The 13,630-nt window shown below is 42.8% G+C and carries 16 protein-coding genes; 7 read left to right on the top strand and 9 right to left on the bottom strand.

The features are described 5' to 3' along the window. Positions 1-163: 163 nt before the first annotated feature. Positions 164-604, top strand: coding sequence for an SRPBCC family protein (locus tag BK026_RS09045; protein WP_071815572.1), 441 nt, complete (start codon positions 164-166; stop codon positions 602-604). A gap of 109 nt (positions 605-713) precedes the next feature. Here the strand turns inward: BK026_RS09045 and BK026_RS09040 are convergent, their stop codons facing one another. After that, positions 714-2,720, bottom strand: a complete 2,007-nt coding sequence (locus BK026_RS09040; protein WP_071815571.1) for an ATP-dependent DNA helicase RecQ — start codon at positions 2,718-2,720, stop codon at positions 714-716. A gap of 144 nt (positions 2,721-2,864) precedes the next feature. Next, entirely contained in the window at positions 2,865-3,461 is a 597-nt protein-coding gene (locus BK026_RS09035) for a hypothetical protein (RefSeq protein ID WP_071815570.1), read from the bottom strand. Between the two features lie 173 nt (positions 3,462-3,634). On the opposite strand from BK026_RS09035, the gene BK026_RS09030 reads away from it, so the two are divergent. Together BK026_RS09030 and nei are read left to right on the top strand one after the other, a co-directional pair. After that, positions 3,635-4,759, top strand: coding sequence for a zinc-binding dehydrogenase (locus BK026_RS09030; protein WP_071815569.1), 1,125 nt, complete (start codon positions 3,635-3,637; stop codon positions 4,757-4,759). A 178-nt stretch (positions 4,760-4,937) separates the two neighbouring features. Then, entirely contained in the window at positions 4,938-5,759 is an 822-nt protein-coding gene (gene nei, locus BK026_RS09025; RefSeq protein ID WP_071815568.1) for an endonuclease VIII, read from the top strand. A 9-nt stretch (positions 5,760-5,768) separates the two neighbouring features. Here nei and BK026_RS09020 read toward each other — a convergent pair whose 3' ends face one another. From BK026_RS09020 to BK026_RS09010, 3 genes are all read right to left on the bottom strand, one after another. Continuing rightward, entirely contained in the window at positions 5,769-6,941 is a 1,173-nt protein-coding gene (locus BK026_RS09020) for a sugar efflux transporter (protein WP_071815567.1), read from the bottom strand. Positions 6,942-7,131: 190 nt separating this feature from the next. After that, entirely contained in the window at positions 7,132-7,806 is a 675-nt protein-coding gene (locus BK026_RS09015) for a nitroreductase family protein (protein ID WP_071815566.1), read from the bottom strand. Between the two features lie 192 nt (positions 7,807-7,998). Then, positions 7,999-8,367, bottom strand: coding sequence for a hypothetical protein (locus BK026_RS09010; protein WP_071815565.1), 369 nt, complete (start codon positions 8,365-8,367; stop codon positions 7,999-8,001). Between the two features lie 329 nt (positions 8,368-8,696). Here BK026_RS09010 and BK026_RS09005 point away from each other — a divergent pair, with 329 nt between their 5' ends. Beyond that, on the top strand, positions 8,697-9,155 hold the full coding sequence (locus tag BK026_RS09005; protein ID WP_071817574.1) for a TIGR02281 family clan AA aspartic protease: 459 nt from the start codon (positions 8,697-8,699) through the stop codon (positions 9,153-9,155). Positions 9,156-9,240: 85 nt separating this feature from the next. Here BK026_RS09005 and BK026_RS09000 read toward each other — a convergent pair whose 3' ends face one another. From BK026_RS09000 to BK026_RS08990, 3 genes are all read right to left on the bottom strand, one after another. Further along, a complete protein-coding gene (locus BK026_RS09000; protein ID WP_071815564.1) occupies positions 9,241-9,651 on the bottom strand; it encodes a hypothetical protein in 411 nt (136 codons plus the stop codon). 247 nt (positions 9,652-9,898) lie between these two features. After that, positions 9,899-10,207: a hypothetical protein gene (locus tag BK026_RS08995; RefSeq protein WP_071815563.1), complete on the bottom strand. Its 309-nt coding sequence runs from the start codon at positions 10,205-10,207 to the stop codon at positions 9,899-9,901. After that, complete coding sequence (locus BK026_RS08990) at positions 10,207-10,755, bottom strand: YaeQ family protein (RefSeq protein WP_071815562.1); 549 nt, start codon at positions 10,753-10,755, stop codon at positions 10,207-10,209. Before BK026_RS08990 ends, BK026_RS08995 begins: the two co-directional genes overlap by 1 nt. Positions 10,756-11,034: 279 nt before the next feature. Between BK026_RS08990 and BK026_RS08985 the strand changes: the two genes are divergently transcribed. Continuing rightward, on the top strand, positions 11,035-11,535 hold the full coding sequence (locus tag BK026_RS08985; RefSeq protein ID WP_071815561.1) for a prepilin-type N-terminal cleavage/methylation domain-containing protein: 501 nt from the start codon (positions 11,035-11,037) through the stop codon (positions 11,533-11,535). On the opposite strand, the gene BK026_RS19955 is transcribed toward BK026_RS08985, so the two are convergent. Further along, a complete protein-coding gene (locus BK026_RS19955) occupies positions 11,532-11,681 on the bottom strand; it encodes a transposase (RefSeq protein WP_143142106.1) in 150 nt (49 codons plus the stop codon). The genes BK026_RS08985 and BK026_RS19955 overlap by 4 nt on opposite strands. A 726-nt stretch (positions 11,682-12,407) precedes the next feature. Between BK026_RS19955 and BK026_RS08975 the strand changes: the two genes are divergently transcribed. Beyond that, positions 12,408-13,316, top strand: coding sequence for a hypothetical protein (locus tag BK026_RS08975; RefSeq protein ID WP_143142105.1), 909 nt, complete (start codon positions 12,408-12,410; stop codon positions 13,314-13,316). 53 nt (positions 13,317-13,369) lie between these two features. Next, positions 13,370-13,630: a hypothetical protein gene (locus tag BK026_RS08970; protein ID WP_256253742.1), complete on the top strand. Its 261-nt coding sequence runs from the start codon at positions 13,370-13,372 to the stop codon at positions 13,628-13,630.

Genomic DNA, 13,630 nt, shown 5'->3' with positions numbered 1-13,630 from the left:
GTATTTACTATGGGTTTTACACGGTGTATTTATTAACTAATTCTGTGTTAAAAAACCAACAATATTATTGTGGCCTCGGTGTGCATTACGCTTTACTGAAAAAACGTACCAAAAGAATCAGCACGCACTCGAAGCCACAAAGATAAAACGTAAGGTATTTTCCATGTTTTCTATTCACGTTGAACGCACCATTGATAAGCCAATAGAAACGGTTTTTTCCGTACTGAGCGATCACGCTAATTACGGTCAGTTTAAAGCCGTCGATAAAGCTACCTTGCTTAAAGAGGGGACGGCTCAATCAAACGGTGTGGGAGCGGTTCGTGAAATTATCGCAGGTAACTCGAATTTACATGAAGAAATTGTAAAGTATGACCCGCCGTATTGCTTGGGTTACAAAGTGATAAAGGCAACGCCGTTGCCATACGACCACCAGTTAGGAGAAATTACGCTTAAGGATGTGGATGGCAAAACACACGTTACATGGCGCTCTATTGGCCATATTCCGGTGCCTATTTTAGGAACATACTATTTCGATAAGCAGATACAAAAAGTGGGCAGCCGAGCGTTTGGCAGCATGCTCAAACAAATTGACAGTATTCGTTAACAACAAGAGGTTTTACTCTTTAACGCTCTCGTTCTCTCGCAGGCGCAGATTGTGAGTGTAGAGGGTAAATGCATATTGTGACGACTGTGACGAACGTGACACGGCATTGTTAAGCAGCAGATTGCGGCAACAGCGACGTTACCAGTGCTTTTACTTCTGCATAGCGACAGTGCTCACAGCACCCAAAACCTGCCACTTGCCTTATTTTATAACGCGTAAACATCGGCATGGTCATGGCGGTGAGAAATCGACAATAAGTGCTAATGGTAATAGGTCCATTATATTTATCGCGCAAATGCGTTTGTAATGCTGTTATTGCGCGTAACACTTGTTGTGTGTCAGGCATTGAAACGGGCGCTGAATAGCTCAGTTTGGCAAGATTGTTCATGCATACGCTGCAATGTCCACATTCCTGTGGCGCTTGCGTATCATCAAAGTAAGCAGATAAGTTAAAACTTAAACAAGTATTTGACTCGAAAAATTTGATAAGCGAGGCAATCCGTTCTATCTCTTTGCGCTCGTTGTCAGCAAAGTAAGCAGCCATTCTTTCTGATAAATCAGAGGACTGCAGCAAGTTACCATTAACTTGGTACACGTCAGTAATTAAGCGAGAGGCCAATTCAATATGCTTATTTTCGTGTAAGTACTCCAGCGCCGCGACAACTCTGGTGCGTTCAGCGCCGTATTGTTCATAAATACTGTCGAAATCTACCACACCCCATACTTTTTTAATGTTCGAGAGCGTAAACACCGTTTCTAAAAACTGAGCTCGCTCTTGTGAAAAAAGTGCCAGAATAGACGCCTTGTCGGTGATAAATCGGAATTTATACTCTGCAAAATAGGCGTACAAAGGGTGAATAATATTGGCTAGTTCTAGCTGAACAAGTAATGTCTTAAGTGGTAGCTGTCGAATATTGCTCGCACTCGACAATTTATTAATCTGCGTTTCCCATTGATAAACGTTTTCGCTTTTGTTGTTGGGTAGGCCAGTCATGTCTTGATTGCTACGTGTTTGTGTAGCAGCTTGGGAACCAATGTCTTTTATTACGCAGTCAATAGCACTCTTTTCAGGCGTATCGCCGTAAATAAAATTTTCTATGGTGACTAAACCATCTAAATTTGCCAATACCGTACAGTATGCTGTATTACCGTCCCGCCCACTTCTTCCAATTTCTTGACTGTAATTTTCAACAGACTTTGGCAAGTCATAATGAATGACAAAGCGAATATCAGATTTATCAATGCCCATGCCAAAAGCAATGGTAGCAACAACCACTTGAATGCGGTTATCCATGAAGTCTTTTTGAACATGCTGCTTGATATCACTATCTAGCCCAGCATGAAAGGCCTTGGCATTTATTCCCTTTTGCTGTAAGTACTGCGCAATGCTCTCTGCGCTTTGTTGAAGTGTAACATACACAATACCTGCACCGTTTTGACGTTTGACTTCATCGAGCAATACCGATTTTTTCTGTGATTCAATTACAGGGCGCACGTTTAAATGAAGATTCGACCGGTAAAACCCCGTTTGAACAATGTGGCGGAGATCAATGTCAAAGCGACGTGCCATATCATCTTTTACTTTTTTAGTGGCGGTAGCAGTAAGTAATAACACTAAAGGTATGTTAAGCGTTTGTTGGTATGCAGGAAGTTTCAGGTAGTCCGGGCGGAAGTTGTGTCCCCATTCAGATATGCAGTGGGCTTCATCTATAACCAACATACTTACAGGAACCGACTCAATTAACTGCCTGAAACGTTCGTTTTTAAAGCGCTCCACTGAAACCATAAGAATTTTACACTGACCAGATCGCACGTCGTTTATTACTTGCCTGTTTTGCTCTGCTGTTAAGGTTGAGTCAATGCTGGCTGCGGCTATGCCTTTAGAATGCAAAAACGCCAGCTGATCTTTCATCAGCGCCAGTAGAGGTGATACCACCAAGGTCAAGTGCGGTAATTGAGTAGCAACAAACTGGTAGCATAACGACTTCCCCGAGCCTGTTGGAAATATAGCCATTGTCGAATGCCCATCCAGCAGAGATTCGACCACTTCTTTTTGACCTTTGCGAAACGCTGAAAAGCCAAAAACTTTCTGTAAAACATTGGGGGCAGAGGGCATTTTTTTTCCAAGTAGTTGATGGTTAACGTCTAGCTGACGCTATCTAGTTGTATGTGGGAACAATATACATTATGCAATTTAAAAATTGTTATAGGGTGTATAAGTAATAAATACAACGATACCCAAGTCCAGTTTCTGCCTCAATCAATCGGTGTAGCCCCAGGGCGTATTGGGAACCGGGATTGTGTTATCTAGATCGAAATCAACCTGTACTTCGCGCGCAGGGCGAATTAATCGATAGCTAAAGCGGTGTGGGTAAATCATCATTTGCCACACGTTATCGGTGGATGCTGCAATCCCAGATTCTATAAATAATGCTTTTGAATAGGCGTCTGCGGGGAAAGACTGAACTTGGGCGTATCCTTGATCTACAGTGTGCCCGCCGTACATGGTTGAAAAGTGGAAGCTGCCGTCTTTGTTTCTGTGGTCGTGTTTTAACATAAGACCAGCGCCAGTCTTTGTTAATATCCAGGTGCGGGATGCGTCGTCACCTACATGGAAAGGTATCTGAATTTCTGAATCTGAGCACTTTCGTATATGCATTACAAGCTCTGCATCACCGAAAGTATTACCTACATTATCTTTACTCACCTTCCCCTGAAACGCTTTGCCACAATGCGCTTTTATAGAATTAAAAAACGCGTCGTGGGTAGGAATTGAGACCAAAGGTGCAGCTTTACCAAACGCCACATTGCTCATTCCAATAAGCCCTAGAAGAAGATAGATACACTGTTTTTTCATTTTTTACTCGCTATTACAAGTCGATACACGCTTTTGAGTGTAACTCATCTAAATAATCGGGTGTATAAACCATCGAAACGCATATGTATTCGAAATATAAATATTACTGATAGTGACGGCGTGTTAGCTTAAGGATACATAGAGCGTTTAATCTTTAGGGCACAAGAGTCAATATGAATAAATCTAAACAACTATTTACGCTAATTACGTCAGACGGTGAGCTTCAGGTATCGCTAAAAGAGGTAGATGTTCCTGAACCAAAGCCACATGAAGTCATCGTTCGCATGGAGGCATCGCCGATAAACCCTTCAGACATGTGGCCTATGTTTGGTCCGGCAAGTCTTGATAAAGCAACGTTTGATGCAGAGCAAAATGCATTAGTTGCTCCCGTGCACAAGCCATTGTTAAGCCGCATCAAGTCAAGGCTAGATCAAACTCTACCGATTGGAAATGAAGGCGCAGGTACCGTTGTTGCCGCAGGAGACAGCCCAGAAGCACAAGCGTTAATGGGTAAAACCGTATCTATTTTAACTGGTGCAGCCTATACCGAATATGCTTGCGTTCCTATGCAGGCTTGTCTGCCACATATGGACAGTACAACACCTGAGCAAGCGGCATCTTCGTTTGTTAACCCACTTACAGCGCTTGGTATGGTTGAAACCATGCGTATGGAAGGGCATAAAGCCTTGGTGCACACCGCAGCGGCATCTAACCTTGGGCAAATGCTAAACAAAATTTGTTTAGAGCAGGGCGTAGAACTTGTGAATATTGTGCGTAGTCAAGCGCAGGTGGACCTTCTTAAAGGCATTGGCGCGAAAATTGTGCTTGATTCAAGCAGCGAAAACTTTAAAGCGGAACTGTATCAGGCTATCGACAGCACTGGCGCTACACTTGCGTTCGATGCTATTGGTGGCGGTGAATTAGTGAGTGACATTCTTACCATGATGGAAGCGTCGGGCAGTAAAGATGCAAAAGGCTTCAACACCTACGGTTCTGACAGCAATAAACAAGTGTATATCTACGGCGGCTTAGACTTCTCGCCGACTATTTTAAACCGTGCATATGGTATGACGTGGAGTATTGGTGGCTGGTTATTAATGCGTTTCTTAGGCAAGCTGGATAAAAAGCGTGTAGGCGAGCTTTATCAAAAAGTTGCATCGGAAATAAATACCACGTTTGCTTCATCTTACAGCAAAACATTAAGCCTTAAAGAAGCACTTCAGCCCGAAAATGTTGCCTTATATAACGCTAAGAAAACGGGCACTAAGTACCTGATAGTGCCTAACAAAGGCGATTAACGCGCATATTCAGCCGCTTAGTGCCTGAATCTTACTTATATAGGTGAAAGGGCCCGTTGATCTTTAACGTAAAAACTTCGGTTTTAATATACGTTAAAGGGCAACGGGCCCTTTTTGCGGTAAGCATTTCGTTAAAAACTAAGCCGCGTTAATCAAGCTACAAGGTTATGAAGAGTCTATGCCAGAAGGTCCTGAAATTCGTCGTGCTGCAGACAAAGTAGAAGCAGTAATAAAAGACATTCCACTTGATAAAGTGGAATTTGGTCTTGCACCTTTAATGCCCTATGCAGAGCAATTAGAGGGAGAAAGTGTATTGCGAATGGAAACGCGAGGTAAAGCGCTGATAACCCACTTTAGTAACGGGTACTCCATGTACTCACACAATCAACTATATGGCGTGTGGCATACCTGTAAACGCAACGAAATTCCTGATACAACGCGTCAGTTGAGAGTTGGGCTTCATACCGAAACACACAGCGCTATTTTGTATAGTGCGTCAGACATTAGCATTTGGCCAACACAAACCGTTCATGAACACCCTTTTTTACAACGGGTAGGACCTGATGTACTCAACGATGCGGTGACAGAAGAGCTTGTTTTTGAACGACTACGTTCAAAAGCATTCTATAACCGGGCGCTTAGCGGTTTATGCCTAGATCAGCGCTTTATGGCAGGACTAGGGAATTACCTTCGCAGCGAAATCCTATTTGCGGCAGGTGTCCACCCCTCACTTAAACCCTCTCAGTTAGATGATGAGCAGCTACGCAGTTTGGCACATCACACGTTAGCCATATGCAAACGCAGCTATGAAACTGGTGGTTATACCGTGTACACAGAACTACGCGAAGTGCTTGAAGCAAAGGGCATTAACTTTGAGGGCACGCGGTTTATGGTGTTCGACAGGGAAGAGCAGCCTTGTAGAGTCTGCGCCACTCCTATAACACGCCAAACCTATAACGGGCGACGTTTATATTGGTGTAGGCAGTGTCAGGCGAAGTGAACTAGATTTCTAGCGACCTTCACGGTGCTTTACAACCATGAACACTAACATCACGTTTAGGCCAAATATGGCAATACAGAGCGAACCGATGGTGGCATCTCTAAAGCTAAAAAATTGGGCCACTGTGCCCGCGCCAATCGTGCCTAGCATCATACCCACGCGGGTGGCATTTGAATAAAACGCTGATGTGAACCCTGTTAAATCAGGCGCTTGTTGTTGCAGTAACGTTAACCCAATACCAGCATATAAACCGTAAAACAGGGCATTTAATACTTGAAGCGTTAACAACTCCCAGCTTGACTGAGAAAAGTACACGCCAACGTAAAAGCAACAGCCGAAAATAAATGCCACCGCCATAATCCCAGCAGGAGGAAAGCGTCGCGCTAATTTGGCTGCTAGCAACATAGTAGGTATTTCAAGCGCGGCTACCACGCCCATCATTAGCCCTGGTAAATTTTCCGCTAGCCCTAGTTCATTCATAACGTACAAAGGCATTGAAGATAAATACATAACGTTACCTGCCATTCCGGCAAGTATGGCCAAACCAACCAGCCAAAAAGGCAGAGAAAGTGAGCCTTTCAGCGAAGTGTTAAGGGACTGTTGACTGGCTTTTTGAGGCGGTACTACGTTAACAACAAATAGCGTTGCAATGATCACACAGGCAATTGCCACTGAAAAAGACGCGGCGAAGCCAAAGTTGGCAACCAACGTAAATGCCAGTGGTGGGCCTACCACCCAAGCGAGAGAGATGGCGGCGCGAACTTTAGAATTAAATGCGGCTAGGTCGATGTCTTGATTTTTTGCCCAAAGTCCTGAAACGGTCAACATTTGAGACACGGCTCCAGCGCCAACCGACATAAATAAGACGCCAGCAAGAAATACGTGCCAAAACTGTTTGCTAAAGATAAAGGCGACCATGGCAATACCCACGCAAATCATGGTTAGCCCGTAAAGACGGTTGGCGTTAAAACCTTTGTCTGCCAAGTGACCTAGGTATTGACTGATCACCAAGCCTGAAAGCGTAACGGACACCATATAAATACTTATATAAATGGGCTCAACATTGATCTCATCAATAAGAAAGTAGCTCATCAGTGGCGTAACAAATGACGAGGTTAACCCTGTTAATAGACTTAACAGCAGAAAAGGAAGTTGTGGAGAGAATGCGTGACGCGATAACATGAGGATACGAGCTCCGAGGGACTGTTAAACGAGGTTGATCGAAAATCGTAAAGAAAAGGTCGCAGCCCTTAATAACGAGGGCGCATTATAAGTGCTGCGTATCTCATGTCTATGACAAAGCTTTTATTAGTTATGCTGTTTTAGAGACTCGGTTTACATTATACGCGCAAGCCCTGCGCGCTTTTTAAATTTACAAAAAACTCGCAATCTCATTAAGTGATTTTTTGTTTTTTGCGTGAGCAGGAATGGTGGCATTGTCCGCCGGATAGCCGGCAATAATGAGCATGTAAGCGCGCTCATTGTCTGGTCGCTGACAAACATTGGTCAGAAAGTTCATCGGTTTAGGTGTATGCGTTAGCGTAGCCAAGCCTGCGTTGTGAAGTGAGGTAATAAGCATTCCTACTGCTATTCCAACCGATTCATGCACATAGTAATTTTGGCTTTTTTCCCCTGCTTCCGTTTCACCAAACTTCTGACTGAATACGGCAATAAGCCAAGGCGCGGTCTCTAGATAAGGTTTACTGGCATCCGTGCCTAAAGGCTTAAGGTCATCTAGCCACTGCTGCCCAGCACGCCCATTATAAAAACCACGCTCATGAGCTTCAGCCTGCTCGCGTATTTGTTGTTTTACTTCGCTAGATTGAATAGCGGCAAAATGCCAGGGTTGATGATTCGCCCCGCTAGGCGCGCTTCCCGCCGTTAAGATACAGTTTTCAATTACTGCTTTATCAACGGGGCGGTCGCTAAAGTGTCGAATGCTATGGCGACGCTGCATGGTTCTTAAGAATTCTTCGCTGCGAGCTAGCATTTGCTCTTTAGGGTATTCAATAAAATCGTTGAGTGGAGAATGTTCGTGAGGCTGCATTTACTGTCTCTTATTTGTTTTTTATCACTTTATCGCTTCTGACGCGTTATTAAAAATAAAACGGGCAAAACAAATGTTGTAGTACAGAGCAAAATAACAGGTTACGTGATTATGTATGCACAATAAAAAAGCGATTCACTCAGGCAAAAGTGAACCGCTTTGGTGCAACTGTACGGGAGTTGAAAGCCACGATCAGTGACGCTTGAACGGCGGGCGTGTGCCTCGTTTTTGTGTGTCAGTTTGTTCTTCGAGTATTTCAAGTTGAGCTACGTCGTAAACCGGCATCATTTTTGTCACTCTACGATATGGGGGCTTGCCGCGCATAATGACGTCTTTCACTTCTACATACTCGATGGCGTCTTGTCCTACTGACTCTAGTTGTGCAACATCGTTAACCGACAAGCTTACGATTTTGCGTTTAAATGGTGGCTTACCCGAATAATCAACAACTTGCACATCAACCGTTTCATCGCTTGATGCGGACATTGCCTGTGCTGCATTTACAGAAAAGCCAAGCGAAACAGCGGTAATTAATGAACCCAATACATAGCGTAATTTCATGTTGTGTCCTCTCTTTGACTTGCTACTTTAGTCTATTGTATGGCCAAAAATGTTCTAAACAATGGCGATTGGTGATAGCCATTTGCTATCACTTAACTGCTTATAGAAAGTTTCAACAATCAAGAAGAGCGCGAGAAATAGAACGATAACGGTCCATGACAGACATTGGGTGGTTGATCATAGTGCATGGTAAATGAGTGGTTGCACCGTTATGGTGCTGCGGCAACGTGTAGTTTTAAAGATGGCTCGCTAAATCAATTAGTTACCCTTTGGTCTTTATCTTGCTGTTAACTAATACCTATTTAGAACCGGCACAAGGTACACTTGCGGTGAAGTTAACATTCAAGGCGCCGTCTTTGGCGCTATCAACTTTATTACTCGCTTTTGCATCGACAGTGTCGGCGATTGAACAAAGTATTCCACTTTCACAAAGCAAAGGCGGCACGCTTTATTTAGAGGCAACCTTGGAATCGAATGTGAATGCTTCATTTTTATTGGATACGGGTTCAAGTCTGCTGACCCTAAATCAAGACACCTTCGATGCTTTAACACGTAACCAAAAGCTGCTTGCCACGCGAACTTCGGCCGCGAGAATGGCGAACGGAAAGATCGTAAAAATATCTCAGTATCAGTTAAATTCTGTTCGAATTGGTAACACTTGTGAAGTAGGACCGGTGGAGGTCGCTGTGCTCCCGAAGGGCAATAATATTTTAGGCATTAATACCTTATTAAGGGTTGCCCCCTTAACGATAACGTCCGATTCTGTGATTTTAGAGGGGTGTGAATAGCCTTAATTAAAAACACCTGTTTTATCAAACGCTAACAAAAAAGCGAACCCAAAGGCTCGCTCTCTATTTTTATAGCGCGGTTAACTTAATCGTCGCAGTCGCTAACGTCACCGCCCATTTTTTCTTTCATTTTCACGCACGTTTCATACGCTTTTTTGGCGGCTGCATCTTTTAGCTCTTTGGCCTTTTCAGCACTGGCATCGTAAGCGTCAGAAGCCATTTCTTTGCCGTCTTCATAAGCATTTTCTGCCATTTCCTTGCTTTCTTCGTAGGCATCAGATGCCATCTCTTTGCCATCCTCGTATGCATCAGCAGTGGCGTCTTTGGTTTTTTCCCAGGAGTCTGAAGCTGACTCTTTTGCCTCTTGATAGGCTTCAGATGTCGCTTCGCCAGCTTTTTCCATTTCTTTTTTTACTTCGCTTTTCGTTTCCTCATTAGATTCTGTACAACCCATTAAAGACAGTAACAGGGCTAATGCGAGTGCTTGTGTTTTCATTTTAAAGCTCCTTTTTCTTTGGGTAGCTCTGGTGAGCCAATCAACATGGTATGCGCGAACATGTGCTAATTTACGGTGTGTAGTCACCCGTTTTAGCCTTAAACTCGACAGTTTAATAATTCGGCAATTCCAGTCTAGCCTACTTGGGCAGGGTTTTGTAAGTAGACTTTATACTGGTATTTTTGAGGAGAAAACGAATATCGACTTAACCTACAGCGACGGCTGGTGTTTGTGTTATTGGATTGCGCTATTGCTCAGGACCAAGTGTGGTGAAAGTGAGATGTCGGCGCATATATTTTAAAACTACCCCTTTCTTTAACAGCGCAGCGCTTAATCGTCGTTGCCACTTTTTAAGTTCGGGTTGCGCAGCACTCACCGCCTCTTCACTCTCAAATTGAAAGCGAAGTAACAAAGAGCCGGGGAAGTTATGATACTCTACGTCAAACCAGCACTGCTGCATTCCTTCAAGTTCAGCAAGCCCTTGTGCTTCTAAGGTATCGGCTACACTAAAAATGAGTGATTGTTGTTTTAGTTGAACAGCTGAGAGCTTTTTCATTATTGCTGCCTCGTTATTGAAACTTCAACACTTTGCGTGATTTCGGCACCTTCAATAGTCAGCCACATCTGACCGTCTTGTATGGTAACTTGAATTTGCATTGAACGTTGCACAGCGTTGGCAAGTTCAGAGGCGAGCGACTCTGGAAGTGTGAATACAGATAAGTTTTTCCGTGCCTGTAATTTGTTTTGTTCCTTTCTCCACCAAACATCGAAACTATTGTCAGCGTAAGCATAAATCTGCATTGCCTGACTCTGATTACAGCCCTTCTTTATACGCTGTTCTGAGGGCTGCCCCAGCTCAACCCAAAGTTCTATTTCATCGCTAAAATTCTTTAGCCATAAATCAGGCACATCATCGTCTGATAGGCCTTTTGTGAATTGTAAACGCTCGTGGGCATTTGCAATAAAAGCGACAAGACGAAGCATCATCCGCTCATCATTCTCAGAAGGGTGCCGAGCAATAGTTAGGTTATGATCGTTGTAATAGTTGCGGTCCATATCGGTTATCGATATGTCAGCTTTAAAAATGGTTGCTTTAAGCGCCATATTAATCTCAAAAGTTGTTGTTACTGTCAGTTAGTTATTGCTTTGAATTTAACAGTGCTGAATAGTCTCGAGTGCTTGATTTTATCACTGTACATTACGTATTTCTTTTATTAATCACGGCGAAGAAGTCTTTTTATCATTGTTATGAGATTTTAATGCTCGTCACCATTTTTAATACTTTTATATTTAAATCAATATATTGCATAAAAGTTATATAGATTTTATTTTGTGTATTGGTTACTCTCTTAATCGTAGTTAGATGGGTATGAAGGACATAATATGCGAAACAGTGGTTTCACCTTAATTGAGTTGATTATTGTTATCGTCATTCTTGCAATATTATCAATTACGGCTGCACCTAGGTTTTTGTCACTAGATCGCGATGCCAAGCTTGCGACGTTAGAACAACTTAAAGGTAGTATGCAAAGCAGTATCGACCTTGTAAAAGTTAAGGGCAGAATCAATGGTCTAGCGCCCTCAGCCAGTAACCCTGGTAATAACGCGCAGTCAATCTTTATTATTGATTTCGGCATCGGCGCTGCTGAGGTTGATTGGCGAAATTTATGTCCAGAAAGCAGAGCGGAGCTTGGCGATTCTCTTTCATTTATTGATTTTCTGGAATTGCCAGATGATTTAGCGCGTCGATTTACCAATCAACACACACTCATTGGTTTCGATGTACCGCCTTCTGGCACACCCACCAACCAAGGGTGCTATATATTGTATGATTCTTTTGGCAACCCTGACTGCACGCTAACGCTCGTCACCGCTGACTGTTAAACAATATCGTCATTTCCTGTTTTACTATTCCCTTTTCTGGGGATGACATGTTTAGTATTACGGCTGTTCACCATCTCCCGTAGAGCTTGACTGTCGTAGCCTTTGTCGGCAATGACAACTTCAGAATAAAGTGACGACTCAAACAAAGCTTGGCCATACTGACATCATGAGCTTGACCTCCTGACAATTCGAAATAGACAGGTAACCCACCGCTGTCAACAGCCAAATATATTTTCGTTAATTTTTCTTCGCGACTTTTTCCAATGGCTTATTGTGCCTGCGACCTGATGTTAGCTTCGTCCTGATGATCTATAACGATACTGCCATTAATGAACAACCATTGTGTATCATTCAAACGTGTCAAATTGCCAAGAAAACTTGATAAAATAAAGGAGTAAGTTAAGGATATTGTCATTGGAATTTACGCGAGTGCTGGTGCATATACTTTAGGTCAGGTTGCTAATCTTACCAAAAGTCGGCTTCGCGGCGAACTTAGGCAAGCATTAAGGACTTGTAGGTAGGGGGAATGTATAATGGAAAAGATCCATTCTTTTTTTTCAGACAACAAAACAATAAGCGAGTCTTTTTTTGTAAGGGTCATAGAAAAACTCTTTAAAGTACGTTTATCAGGTTTCCCATCGTACATCTGTTATGCAGTAGGGAATAGTTTACTTTTCAGTGTCTCGATAACTTTCTTTATGTTTACAGGCAGCTTTTTCTTTTTTGGCGACCAGCCTTCACAGATTCGCGTGGATACCACCTGGTCTGCTTTTAAATTTACGTTTATCATTTTATGCCTTACAAGCTTTATAACAGTAATAAGACCGAGTTTGCTAGCGTGGATGAGGCCTGTGTTCGAAAAACGTATTGTAATGATAACGAGCATAATTTCGGTGTTGGCATTAGCCGCGTGTATTGCTTTGACTATTAAACACTTTCCTATATTCGCATTAAACCAAGCAAGTGGTAATAGCGAATCACAGCAATTAGAAGGCCTGACTGCTAAACCCGGCAGCGGTTCGTCCCATGAAAGCGTTAATGAAGCAGCAAAACAACCTTTACTTAGTGACACAGGTAAAAGTACTTTTTTTGGTAAGACGTTGGAAGATCTAGAGAAAATGTCACTAGGAGATTTAAATCAATGGCTTAAAAGTAACGGCGTTGAGGATATTGATTTAGAAACGAGAACAAAACTTATTGAGCAAGGCTTCTCCGAAATTAGTTTGTTTGATGTTGAGCCCGACGACGTAGAAATACATGATATGGATGCTTTTTTTCTGGAATTGAACCAAATCGCCGGGTCAAAACCCCATGCTGTCAGTCAGGGAATATCGCAACTAATTATGAGCAACCCTTCATTTGACACGCTGGTTGAAGTGTTAAACAGGGGGTACTCTTTCAACGGAAGTCATGTCTCGATGTTGTCCGGAAAGCTTAGTGTTGAAGAGTTACAAACACTTGAATCATATGGTATAGATTTGGCTGCCACCTCTTCCTCTGGCAGTAACGCTTTGGTAGGCTCTCTGTTTAATTCAAAAAACAGAGATGTTTTTGATTACTTGCTTTCGATAGACCGTGTGGTTCATTCAGAGGAGGTCAACGTGCTCAAAGAAGTTTTAGATTACTCCAGTATGTTAAGTTACGATTTTACTTACGCCCAGAAAGTCCTTGATAGAGGTGTGGAAGTTACTGAAGAAACCGCATCTTGGATTGAGAACGACTTAAAGCAAAACGACCTCGGCTTTTACAAAAAAGTTAAAGAAAGAATCGACTTAAACTAGAGAGTGTTGATCTTTGTTGTACATATTCTTATCAACACGCTCTAGTTACACTGTTGTCAGACAGTGACCTAAACACAATTCGCCAATTTGGCGTAGGCTTTTATTTAGATGCGGCCACCGAGCTTAAATATAAAGCCTATGGCATTGCTTTGACGAAAGATGATAATGGAAAAAGCGTCTTGCCAGCGCCCAGCATTTTTATTCTCAATAACAAAGGGCAAGTCTTGTTTAACTATGTCAATCCCGATTACAAAGTTCGCCCATCAGCAGATTTAGTGTTGGCTGTTGCTAAAGCGTTGAAACAAGACATGTGA

This window comes from Alteromonas sp. V450 (genome assembly GCF_001885075.1).
Classification (GTDB): domain Bacteria; phylum Pseudomonadota; class Gammaproteobacteria; order Enterobacterales; family Alteromonadaceae; genus Alteromonas.
Note: the sequence above shows the minus strand (reverse complement) of the source record. Positions and strands in the feature narration are given on the sequence as shown.

Bases quoted from the DNA above. Each gene is read 5' to 3' on its own strand.
- BK026_RS08990 (WP_071815562.1), bottom strand. From the start codon at position 10,755: ATGGCGCTTAAAGCAACCATTTTTAAAGCTGACATATCGATAACCGAT.
- BK026_RS09015 (WP_071815566.1), bottom strand. From the start codon at position 7,806: ATGCAGCCTCACGAACATTCTCCACTCAACGATTTTATTGAATACCCT.
- BK026_RS09045 (WP_071815572.1), top strand. From the start codon at position 164: ATGTTTTCTATTCACGTTGAACGCACCATTGATAAGCCAATAGAAACG.
- BK026_RS09020 (WP_071815567.1), bottom strand. From the start codon at position 6,941: ATGTTATCGCGTCACGCATTCTCTCCACAACTTCCTTTTCTGCTGTTA.
- BK026_RS09030 (WP_071815569.1), top strand. From the start codon at position 3,635: ATGAATAAATCTAAACAACTATTTACGCTAATTACGTCAGACGGTGAG.
- BK026_RS09035 (WP_071815570.1), bottom strand. From the start codon at position 3,461: ATGAAAAAACAGTGTATCTATCTTCTTCTAGGGCTTATTGGAATGAGC.
- BK026_RS08985 (WP_071815561.1), top strand. From the start codon at position 11,035: ATGCGAAACAGTGGTTTCACCTTAATTGAGTTGATTATTGTTATCGTC.
- BK026_RS08975 (WP_143142105.1), top strand. From the start codon at position 12,408: ATGATAACGAGCATAATTTCGGTGTTGGCATTAGCCGCGTGTATTGCT.
- BK026_RS09040 (WP_071815571.1), bottom strand. From the start codon at position 2,720: ATGCCCTCTGCCCCCAATGTTTTACAGAAAGTTTTTGGCTTTTCAGCG.
- nei (WP_071815568.1), top strand. From the start codon at position 4,938: ATGCCAGAAGGTCCTGAAATTCGTCGTGCTGCAGACAAAGTAGAAGCA.
- BK026_RS09010 (WP_071815565.1), bottom strand. From the start codon at position 8,367: ATGAAATTACGCTATGTATTGGGTTCATTAATTACCGCTGTTTCGCTT.
- BK026_RS08995 (WP_071815563.1), bottom strand. From the start codon at position 10,207: ATGAAAAAGCTCTCAGCTGTTCAACTAAAACAACAATCACTCATTTTT.
- BK026_RS09000 (WP_071815564.1), bottom strand. From the start codon at position 9,651: ATGAAAACACAAGCACTCGCATTAGCCCTGTTACTGTCTTTAATGGGT.